Origin of the sequence: Stenotrophomonas pictorum JCM 9942 (assembly GCF_001310775.1) — a bacterium.
Taxonomy (GTDB): Bacteria; Pseudomonadota; Gammaproteobacteria; order Xanthomonadales; family Xanthomonadaceae; genus Stenotrophomonas; species Stenotrophomonas pictorum.
This window is the reverse complement of record NZ_BAZI01000228.1, coordinates 1-4415: the sequence shown is the minus strand read 5'-3', so window position 1 is coordinate 4415 and position 4415 is coordinate 1. Positions and strand designations below refer to the sequence as shown.

The following is a 4415-nucleotide window of genomic DNA, read 5'->3' as shown; positions in this document are numbered from 1 at the left end:
ACGCCGACCTGCGGCTGCTGGGCGAACGCCGCGGGCAACAGTACGGCCGCCTTGAGCAGGACGATCACCGGAAGATATTTGGCCGCCATGTCGTGTCCTCAGAAGCTCTGTGTCAGCAAAAACCCGACGAAGCGGTTGCTGTAATCGCGGATCTGGTAGTTCGAATGCACCGTGCGCCAGCCGGCGAAGAACTGCAGCTCGGTGCTGTCGCGCAGCGGAACGGTCTGCACCAGCTGCAACATCAGCTCGTTGCCTTTCTGCACATGGCGCCGGTCCACCACCGGCATCGGCGCGTCATTGCGGCGGCGGCCCACCTGCCCCAGCAGCGCCAGCGTCCAGGACTGCTGGCCAGCGGCAACTGGCGCGGCAAAACGGTGGCTCAGGCCGGCAGTGAGCCGCGGTTCCCAGTAGGCGTTGTAACCGGCGCGTGCCTCACGGCGCTCGACACCGGGGCCGATTACCCATTGCCAGTCGGCAGCGTGCTGGCGGGTGTAACTCACGCTGGCGCGATAGCGCTGGCCGGAGAACTCCGCCGCGCTGGCCTGGGCCGGTGGCGGGGTGTAGTGCTCATCGCGGTAGTCGAGGTTCACCGCCAGCGCCGCCTCGCGCCCAACCGGCTGCCGGTAGGCCAGCGCCAGTCCATCCGACTGCATGTAACGCGCGCCCTGCAGCCACATCTGTCCGGTGACCGCGCTGAGCGACAGGCGCGCATCGCGCAGTCCCAGCCGGCTGAGCGAGAAATCCGCCCCCACCCGCAGCTCCAGCACCTGGCTGTCGAGCCGGTCCAGTTCGCGATAGCGATTGCCCGAGCCGCCCAGCGATACATCCAGGCGGTCGCCGTGGCGCGACAGCAGATGCCGATAGCGCAGATTCGCCCCCAGCTGGCCGCTCAGGTCGCTGGCCGCACGCGACTCGGGCGACAGCAGGAAATCCAGGCCGTTGAGGGAAATCGAGTTCACATCCGGCGCCGCGTTGGCATTGCTTTCCCAGCGGCTGCCGAGCATCACGCGCCCCGAGAACCCGCTGCGCTGCCGCTTGCCGGCATCGATCACCGCCAGATAGCCCTCGACCTTGATCCGCACCGGCTCGGGCGTATCGGTCCGCGCCAGCACTGCGTCAAACAGCGTGCGGGCCTGGGGATAGGCGCCCAGCCGGAAGTACAGCGCGGCCAGTTCCAGCTGCAGCCGCGGCGTGGCCGGATGCTGCACCAGCAGACGTTCATAGGTGCCGATGGCCGCTTCGTAGTCGCCCACGCGTGTGGACAGCACCGCGTAAGCAAAACCGGTATCGACATCGGCCGGGTTGGCGAGGATCTTCTGGAACAGCGCGCGCCGCTGCTCCTCCAGCTGCGGCACCTCGGCGGCCGGCACCGAGGGCGGCAGGTTGTAGGAACGGTGCTGCGCCCAGCTGGGGCCGGTTGAAACACAGCACAGCGCTGCCGCCAGCAACACCGTCCGCGCTCGCCCCCTGCGTGCTGCAGATACCGGTGCTGCCTGGCGGCGGCACTGTCCCCCCATGCGTGTCCTGCTCACATCCACCTCCCCACCGCGCGCTCCAACCACTGTCGGCCGACAGCGCAGGGCGCAGCCTGCGCGGAGTGTAGGGAACCGGCGTAAGAGCCCGGCCGGCGCCCTGCTCATCCGGCCGGGAATGGCTCCCCCGTAGAATCCCGCACACGCCCTCCCGTGCGTGCCCCGCGATCTCCGCCCCATGAATGCCTATGCCCTGCTTGCCTGTACCATCGCCCTGGAAGTGGCCGCCACCTCGCTGCTCAAGGCCTCCGATGGCATGACCCGGTTGTGGCCGACGCTCGGCGCGCTGGCCGGCTACGGCGTGTGCTTCTGGCTGCTGTCGCTGGTAATGAAGTCCATCCCCACCGGTATCGCCTACGCCATCTGGTCCGGGGTCGGTATCGTGCTGATCTCACTGATCGGGCTGTTCGTGTTCAAGCAGAAGCTCGACGCCGCGGCCATCCTCGGCATCGGCCTGATCTGCGCCGGGGTGCTGGTCATCAACCTGTTCTCGCGCGCCAGCGTCCACTGAGCCGCACCGCGCGGCCGCGCGCGTCATTTCAAACCCGTGCGTGCCCGGCCGGGACCAGCCACCCGACAACTCCATCGAAGCGGTGGCCGCACCGAATGCGGCGGTGATCCCGGTCGGATCTCGCGCCAGCCTACGGCGCTGGTGGAAGCGTCCGCGCGCTTCAGCAGTTCCCACCGGAGCAATCACGGCGGGCATGACCGCCAGTTCCCGCACGTGCCCGGCAGCAACCCGATGCCGGCGCCCAGAACGGGGGCAAGCCACTGCCGGCTGCCGAGCCGTGGTCAGGCCCAGACCCGCGCCGCACAGCAGGCAAGGATCGATCGCGCACGCACGCGGTGCAGTGGCCTGGCCCAGGCCTGAGAACCGGGGTCTGTCCGCCGTGCGCGCAATCCACACCAACGGTCGCGGTTGCGCCCCCTCTCAAGGCCGGATGCGGCGGGCGACGTAAACTGTGCCTCCGCCCGTCTCAGGAAACAGTCGATGTACGCAAAAGACGTAGCGCTGCTGGTGGTGGATCTGCAGCCGGACTTCATGCCCGGTGGCGCGCTGCCCTGCCAGCAGGGCGATGCGATCGTCCCGGCGATCGCCCAGCTGCTGGCCTCGCGGCGCTATGCCACCGTCATCGCCACCCAGGACTGGCATCCGGCCGATCACCTGTCCTTCGCCAGCCAGCACGGCTGGCGCCAACCGTTCGAGCAGATCCTGCTGCATGGCCAGCCGCAGACGCTGTGGCCGGACCACTGCGTGCAAGGCTCCGCCGGCGCGGCGCTGGACCCGCGGGTGGACTGGCGTCATGCCGACCTGATCCTGCGCAAAGGCACGCAGCGCGAGGTGGATTCCTATAGCGCGTTCCGCGAGAACATCGGCCCGCACGGCGACCGGCCGGCGACTGGCCTGGCCGGCTGGTTGCACGAACGCGGCATCGCCGAGGTGCATGTGTGCGGACTGGCGCGCGATTACTGCGTGCTGTGGAGCGCGCAGGACGCGGCGATCAGCGGCTTTCGCGTACGTTTCCTGTGGGAGCGGAGCCGGCCTGTCTCAGCCGAAAACGATGCCGCCACCCGTATCGCGCTGGAAGCGGCAGGGATCGACTTGCTCTGAAGCGGCGGCCGGCAGCGGTGTGCTCCGGCACCGCTCCCCCGCGATCACGACATCGGGCCGCACATCTCAGCGGAACACGACGGTGCGATGGCCATTGAGCAGGATGCGATGTTCGACATGGCGCCGCACCGCGCGGGCCAGCACCTGCGATTCGGTATCGCTGCCCAGCTGCACCAGATCGCGCGGCGTCATCGCATGATCCACCCGCGCCACGTCCTGCTCGATGATCGGACCTTCATCCAGATCGGAAGTCACATAGTGCGCGGTGGCACCGATGATCTTGACCCCGCGCGCATGCGCCTGGTGATACGGCTGCGCGCCCTTGAAGCTGGGCAGGAAGCTGTGGTGGATGTTGATCGCGCGCCCGGCCAGCGCCTGGCACAGCCGCGGTGACAGGATCTGCATGTAACGCGCCAGCACCACCAGGTCGATCCGCTCGCGTTCGACCAGGTCCAGCAACTGCTGCTCCTGCTCATCGCGGTTGTGCGCGTCCACCGGCAGATGATGGAACGGCACCCCGTAGGAGCCGCACAGTGCGGCAAAATCGGGGTGGTTGGAGGCCACCGCGGCGATGTCCACCTTCAGCTGGCGGCTGTGTGTACGGAACAGCAGATCGTTCAGGCAATGGCCCTGCTTGCTGACCAGCACCAGCAGGCGCGCCCGGCGGCGTGCATCGTGCAGCTCCCACTGCATTGCGAATGCTTCGCCCAGCGCCTGCAGGCGCGCGCGAACGGCCGGCGCATCCGCCACCGACCTCATGTCGAAATGCACGCGCAGGAAGAAGCGGCCGCTTTCCTCGTCACCGAACTGCTGGGCATCGAGGATGTTGCAGCCGGCCTCGAACAGCAGGCCGGAGACGCGGTAGACGATGCCGGTACGGTCCGGGCAGGACAGGGTGAGAATGTAATCGGGGCGCATAGCCGCTGGAGTCTAAGTCAGCGGCGTGCGGCCGCACGCAATGCTGACAACTGCAACCAAGCGCCCCCGCGCTCAGCCGGGACCGCGCACGCTCCAGCGCACCAGCCGGGCAACCAGCGGACGCACCAGCAGCACGCAGCCGAACGCCACCGGCATCGCCAGCGCGTAGGCGTGCAGGATGCGCGCCGGCAGCCCGCGATCCAGCCCGGTGTTGCTGGCGGTGATCACCGTGCACATCAGCAAGGCCATGATCGCGGCCATGTAGAACGCGAACATCCAGGCATCGCCCGGGGCGGCAGCCGCCAGTCACGCCGTGCCGGTGGCCTCACCCGAACACCCCGCGGGCACCGGCC

5 protein-coding genes are annotated in these 4415 nt (G+C 68.5%); 2 read left to right on the top strand and 3 right to left on the bottom strand.

Features of this window, described 5'->3' with window-relative positions:
• Positions 1-98 precede the first annotated feature (98 nt).
• Complete coding sequence (locus JCM9942_RS11280) at positions 99-1451, bottom strand: surface lipoprotein assembly modifier (RefSeq protein WP_158499967.1); 1353 nt, start codon at positions 1449-1451, stop codon at positions 99-101.
• Between the two features lie 259 nt (positions 1452-1710).
• Between JCM9942_RS11280 and JCM9942_RS11275 the strand changes: the two genes are divergently transcribed.
• Both JCM9942_RS11275 and pncA read left to right on the top strand, forming a co-directional pair.
• Positions 1711-2043 carry an SMR family transporter gene (locus JCM9942_RS11275; RefSeq protein ID WP_054659729.1) on the top strand — a complete coding sequence of 111 codons (333 nt, stop codon included), beginning with the start codon at positions 1711-1713 and terminating at the stop codon, positions 2041-2043.
• A gap of 480 nt (positions 2044-2523) precedes the next feature.
• Complete coding sequence (gene pncA / locus JCM9942_RS11270; protein ID WP_054659727.1) at positions 2524-3144, top strand: bifunctional nicotinamidase/pyrazinamidase; 621 nt, start codon at positions 2524-2526, stop codon at positions 3142-3144.
• A gap of 66 nt (positions 3145-3210) precedes the next feature.
• Here the strand turns inward: pncA and purU are convergent, their stop codons facing one another.
• Positions 3211-4062: a formyltetrahydrofolate deformylase gene (gene purU, locus JCM9942_RS11265; RefSeq protein ID WP_054659725.1), complete on the bottom strand. Its 852-nt coding sequence runs from the start codon at positions 4060-4062 to the stop codon at positions 3211-3213.
• A gap of 72 nt (positions 4063-4134) precedes the next feature.
• Positions 4135-4338, bottom strand: a complete 204-nt coding sequence (locus JCM9942_RS11260) for a DUF2798 domain-containing protein (protein ID WP_083468517.1) — start codon at positions 4336-4338, stop codon at positions 4135-4137.
• Positions 4339-4415 lie beyond the last annotated feature (77 nt).

Excerpts from the sequence above, each read along its gene's own strand:
- purU (WP_054659725.1), bottom strand. The coding sequence starts at position 4,062 with ATGCGCCCCGATTACATTCTCACCCTGTCCTGCCCGGACCGTACCGGC.
- pncA (WP_054659727.1), top strand. The coding sequence starts at position 2,524 with ATGTACGCAAAAGACGTAGCGCTGCTGGTGGTGGATCTGCAGCCGGAC.
- JCM9942_RS11275 (WP_054659729.1), top strand. The coding sequence starts at position 1,711 with ATGAATGCCTATGCCCTGCTTGCCTGTACCATCGCCCTGGAAGTGGCC.
- JCM9942_RS11260 (WP_083468517.1), bottom strand. The coding sequence starts at position 4,338 with ATGTTCGCGTTCTACATGGCCGCGATCATGGCCTTGCTGATGTGCACG.